Annotated in this window: 2 tRNA genes and 3 rRNA genes; all 5 read left to right on the top strand. The window is 51.7% G+C overall.

What is annotated here, in order from left to right:
• The first annotated feature begins 322 nt into the window (after positions 1-322).
• The 5 genes from ACODS1_RS24070 to rrf all read left to right on the top strand — a co-directional run bounded on the left by ACODS1_RS24070 (position 323) and on the right by rrf (position 5,512).
• Positions 323-1,859: ribosomal RNA gene (locus ACODS1_RS24070) — 16S ribosomal RNA — on the top strand.
• Between the two features lie 88 nt (positions 1,860-1,947).
• Positions 1,948-2,024: transfer RNA gene (locus ACODS1_RS24065), tRNA-Ile, on the top strand.
• A gap of 20 nt (positions 2,025-2,044) precedes the next feature.
• A tRNA-Ala gene (locus ACODS1_RS24060) sits at positions 2,045-2,120 on the top strand.
• Positions 2,121-2,364: 244 nt separating this feature from the next.
• Positions 2,365-5,258, top strand: a 23S ribosomal RNA gene (locus ACODS1_RS24055).
• A gap of 138 nt (positions 5,259-5,396) precedes the next feature.
• Positions 5,397-5,512, top strand: a 5S ribosomal RNA gene (rrf, locus tag ACODS1_RS24050).
• The 16S, 23S and 5S rRNA genes sit together here with 2 tRNA genes alongside, the layout of an rRNA operon.
• Positions 5,513-5,560 lie beyond the last annotated feature (48 nt).

Below are 5,560 nucleotides of genomic sequence, written 5' to 3'. Positions count from 1 at the left end.
GCTGTAGAATGCGCCTCCCGCTGGAGAGAAGAAGCTCTGATCGAAAGCGCAAGTGGTTGAGTAGAAAGAAGTTTCTCCGGAAACAAAATCGAAAAACAGCTTGACAGATAGAAAGGCTGCTGTAGAATGCGCGGCCTCGGTTGAGACGAAAGACTTAACCAACTGTTCTTTAACAACTGAATCAAGCAATTCGTGTGGGTGCTTGTGAGGTAAGACTGGTAGTCAACTGATTATCAGCATCACAAGTAACACTCGTGAATTCGAGAGTTTATTTGCGATTGCTGAGCCAGGTTTAGGGTTTTCTCAAAACCCAAGCAGTATTGAACTGAAGAGTTTGATCATGGCTCAGATTGAACGCTGGCGGCAGGCCTAACACATGCAAGTCGAGCGGATGAAGAGAGCTTGCTCTCTGATTTAGCGGCGGACGGGTGAGTAATGCCTAGGAATCTGCCTGGTAGTGGGGGATAACGTTCCGAAAGGAACGCTAATACCGCATACGTCCTACGGGAGAAAGCAGGGGACCTTCGGGCCTTGCGCTATCAGATGAGCCTAGGTCGGATTAGCTAGTTGGTGAGGTAATGGCTCACCAAGGCGACGATCCGTAACTGGTCTGAGAGGATGATCAGTCACACTGGAACTGAGACACGGTCCAGACTCCTACGGGAGGCAGCAGTGGGGAATATTGGACAATGGGCGAAAGCCTGATCCAGCCATGCCGCGTGTGTGAAGAAGGTCTTCGGATTGTAAAGCACTTTAAGTTGGGAGGAAGGGCATTAACCTAATACGTTAGTGTTTTGACGTTACCAACAGAATAAGCACCGGCTAACTTCGTGCCAGCAGCCGCGGTAATACGAAGGGTGCAAGCGTTAATCGGAATTACTGGGCGTAAAGCGCGCGTAGGTGGTTCGTTAAGTTGGATGTGAAAGCCCCGGGCTCAACCTGGGAACTGCATCCAAAACTGGCGAGCTAGAGTACGGTAGAGGGTAGTGGAATTTCCTGTGTAGCGGTGAAATGCGTAGATATAGGAAGGAACACCAGTGGCGAAGGCGACTACCTGGACTGATACTGACACTGAGGTGCGAAAGCGTGGGGAGCAAACAGGATTAGATACCCTGGTAGTCCACGCCGTAAACGATGTCAACTAGCCGTTGGAATCCTTGAGATTTTAGTGGCGCAGCTAACGCATTAAGTTGACCGCCTGGGGAGTACGGCCGCAAGGTTAAAACTCAAATGAATTGACGGGGGCCCGCACAAGCGGTGGAGCATGTGGTTTAATTCGAAGCAACGCGAAGAACCTTACCTGGCCTTGACATGCTGAGAACTTTCCAGAGATGGATTGGTGCCTTCGGGAACTCAGACACAGGTGCTGCATGGCTGTCGTCAGCTCGTGTCGTGAGATGTTGGGTTAAGTCCCGTAACGAGCGCAACCCTTGTCCTTAGTTACCAGCACGTTATGGTGGGCACTCTAAGGAGACTGCCGGTGACAAACCGGAGGAAGGTGGGGATGACGTCAAGTCATCATGGCCCTTACGGCCAGGGCTACACACGTGCTACAATGGTCGGTACAAAGGGTTGCCAAGCCGCGAGGTGGAGCTAATCCCATAAAACCGATCGTAGTCCGGATCGCAGTCTGCAACTCGACTGCGTGAAGTCGGAATCGCTAGTAATCGTGAATCAGAATGTCACGGTGAATACGTTCCCGGGCCTTGTACACACCGCCCGTCACACCATGGGAGTGGGTTGCTCCAGAAGTAGCTAGTCTAACCTTCGGGGGGACGGTTACCACGGAGTGATTCATGACTGGGGTGAAGTCGTAACAAGGTAGCCGTAGGGGAACCTGCGGCTGGATCACCTCCTTAATCGAAGACTTCAGCTTTCTCATAAGCTCCCACACGAATTGCTTGATTCACTGTAGAAGACGATGCTGTAACGCGGCGACCCTGTTATAGGTCTGTAGCTCAGTTGGTTAGAGCGCACCCCTGATAAGGGTGAGGTCGGCAGTTCAAATCTGCCCAGACCTACCAATTCAGGTGCAGATGTTTACGGGGCCATAGCTCAGCTGGGAGAGCGCCTGCTTTGCACGCAGGAGGTCAGCGGTTCGATCCCGCTTGGCTCCACCATTACAGCATGATCGTAGAGAGTTCAGAAATGAGCGCTTCAGGTTGAACCTGTCGAGTGCTGATTTCTGGTCTTTTGACCGGTAATAATCGTTCTTTAAAAATTTGGATATGTGATAGAAGTGACTAACAGCGTGTTTCACTGCACGTTGTTAATCAAGGCAAAATTTGTAGTTCTCAAGACGCAAATTTTCGGCGAATGTCGTCTTCACGATTGAGACAGTAACCAGATTGCTTGGGGTTATATGGTCAAGTGAAGAAGCGCATACGGTGGATGCCTTGGCAGTCAGAGGCGATGAAAGACGTGGTAGCCTGCGAAAAGCTTTGGGGAGTCGGCAAACAGACTGTGATCCAGAGATCTCTGAATGGGGGAACCCACCTAGGATAACCTAGGTATCTTGTACTGAATCCATAGGTGCAAGAGGCGAACCAGGGGAACTGAAACATCTAAGTACCCTGAGGAAAAGAAATCAACCGAGATTCCCTAAGTAGTGGCGAGCGAACGGGGACTAGCCCTTAAGTTGATTTGAGTGTAGTGGAAGGCTCTGGAAAGTGCCGCCGTAGTGGGTGATAGCCCCGTACACGAAACGCTCTTATCAATGAAATCGAGTAGGACGGGGCACGAGAAACCTTGTCTGAATATGGGGGGACCATCCTCCAAGGCTAAATACTACTGACTGACCGATAGTGAACCAGTACCGTGAGGGAAAGGCGAAAAGAACCCCGGAGAGGGGAGTGAAATAGAACCTGAAACCGTATGCGTACAAGCAGTGGGAGCCTACTTTGTTGGGTGACTGCGTACCTTTTGTATAATGGGTCAGCGACTTATATTCAGTGGCGAGCTTAACCGAATAGGGGAGGCGTAGCGAAAGCGAGTCTTAATAGGGCGCTTTAGTCGCTGGGTATAGACCCGAAACCGGGCGATCTATCCATGGGCAGGTTGAAGGTTAGGTAACACTGACTGGAGGACCGAACCGACTACCGTTGAAAAGTTAGCGGATGACCTGTGGATCGGAGTGAAAGGCTAATCAAGCTCGGAGATAGCTGGTTCTCCTCGAAAGCTATTTAGGTAGCGCCTCGTGTATCACTGCTGGGGGTAGAGCACTGTTTCGGCTAGGGGGTCATCCCGACTTACCAAACCGATGCAAACTCCGAATACCAGCAAGTGTCAGCACGGGAGACACACGGCGGGTGCTAACGTCCGTCGTGAAAAGGGAAACAACCCAGACCGTCAGCTAAGGTCCCAAAGTTATGGTTAAGTGGGAAACGATGTGGGAAGGCTTAGACAGCTAGGAGGTTGGCTTAGAAGCAGCCATCCTTTAAAGAAAGCGTAATAGCTCACTAGTCGAGTCGGCCTGCGCGGAAGATGTAACGGGGCTCAAACCATACACCGAAGCTACGGGTTCACACTTAGGTGTGAGCGGTAGAGGAGCGTTCTGTAAGCCTGTGAAGGTGAGTTGAGAAGCTTGCTGGAGGTATCAGAAGTGCGAATGCTGACATGAGTAACGACAATGGGTGTGAAAAACACCCACGCCGAAAGACCAAGGTTTCCTGCGCAACGTTAATCGACGCAGGGTTAGTCGGCCCCTAAGGCGAGGCAGAAATGCGTAGTCGATGGGAAACGGGTTAATATTCCCGTACTTCTAGTTACTGCGATGGAGGGACGGAGAAGGCTAGGCCAGCACGGCGTTGGTTGTCCGTGTTTAAGGTGGTAGGCTGAATGCTTAGGTAAATCCGGGCGTTCAAGGCCGAGAACTGATGACGAGCGTTCTTTTAGAATGCGAAGTGGTTGATGCCATGCTTCCAGGAAAAGCTTCTAAGCTTCAGGTAACTAGGAACCGTACCCCAAACCGACACAGGTGGTTAGGTAGAGAATACCAAGGCGCTTGAGAGAACTCGGGTGAAGGAACTAGGCAAAATGGCACCGTAACTTCGGGAGAAGGTGCGCCGGTGAGGGTGAAGTATTTACTACGTAAGCCCATGCCGGTCGAAGATACCAGGCCGCTGCGACTGTTTATTAAAAACACAGCACTCTGCAAACACGAAAGTGGACGTATAGGGTGTGACGCCTGCCCGGTGCCGGAAGGTTAATTGATGGGGTTAGCGCAAGCGAAGCTCTTGATCGAAGCCCCGGTAAACGGCGGCCGTAACTATAACGGTCCTAAGGTAGCGAAATTCCTTGTCGGGTAAGTTCCGACCTGCACGAATGGCGTAACGATGGCGGCGCTGTCTCCACCCGAGACTCAGTGAAATTGAAATCGCTGTGAAGATGCAGTGTATCCGCGGCTAGACGGAAAGACCCCGTGAACCTTTACTATAGCTTTGCACTGGACTTTGAGCTTGCTTGTGTAGGATAGGTGGGAGGCTTTGAAGTGGGGACGCCAGTTCTCATGGAGCCATCCTTGAAATACCACCCTGGCAACCTTGAGGTTCTAACTCTGGTCCGTCATCCGGATCGAGGACAGTGTATGGTGGGTAGTTTGACTGGGGCGGTCTCCTCCCAAAGAGTAACGGAGGAGTACGAAGGTGCGCTCAGACCGGTCGGAAATCGGTCGTAGAGTATAAAGGCAAAAGCGCGCTTGACTGCGAGACAGACACGTCGAGCAGGTACGAAAGTAGGTCTTAGTGATCCGGTGGTTCTGTATGGAAGGGCCATCGCTCAACGGATAAAAGGTACTCCGGGGATAACAGGCTGATACCGCCCAAGAGTTCATATCGACGGCGGTGTTTGGCACCTCGATGTCGGCTCATCACATCCTGGGGCTGAAGCCGGTCCCAAGGGTATGGCTGTTCGCCATTTAAAGTGGTACGCGAGCTGGGTTTAGAACGTCGTGAGACAGTTCGGTCCCTATCTGCCGTGGACGTTTGAGATTTGAGAGGGGCTGACCTTAGTACGAGAGGACCGGGTTGGACGAACCTCTGGTGTTCCGGTTGTCACGCCAGTGGCACTGCCGGGTAGCTATGTTCGGAAGAGATAACCGCTGAAAGCATCTAAGCGGGAAACTTGCCTCAAGATGAGATCTCACTGGGAACTTGATTCCCCTAAAGGGCCGTCGAAGACTACGACGTTGATAGGTTGGGTGTGTAAGCGCTGTGAGGCGTTGAGCTAACCAATACTAATTGCCCGTGAGGCTTGACCATATAACACCCAAACAATCTGCCCTCAACGCAGAGGGTGTCGATGGTGAAGTCGACAGAAAGCCGAAAATTTGCGAGAGCTACAAGCCTCTATCACGTATCCAAGGGATAGCGCCTAACCGCGACATCCCAACCGAATTGCTTGACGACCATAGAGCGTTGGAACCACCTGATCCCATCCCGAACTCAGTAGTGAAACGACGCATCGCCGATGGTAGTGTGGTGCTTCACCATGTGAGAGTAGGTCATCGTCAAGCTCCTATACGAAACCCCAGATCGCCTAGCGGTCTGGGGTTTCTTCTTTG

This window comes from Pseudomonas sp. FG29, from assembly GCF_057809355.1.
This window is presented reverse-complemented; position numbering and strand designations above follow the sequence as displayed.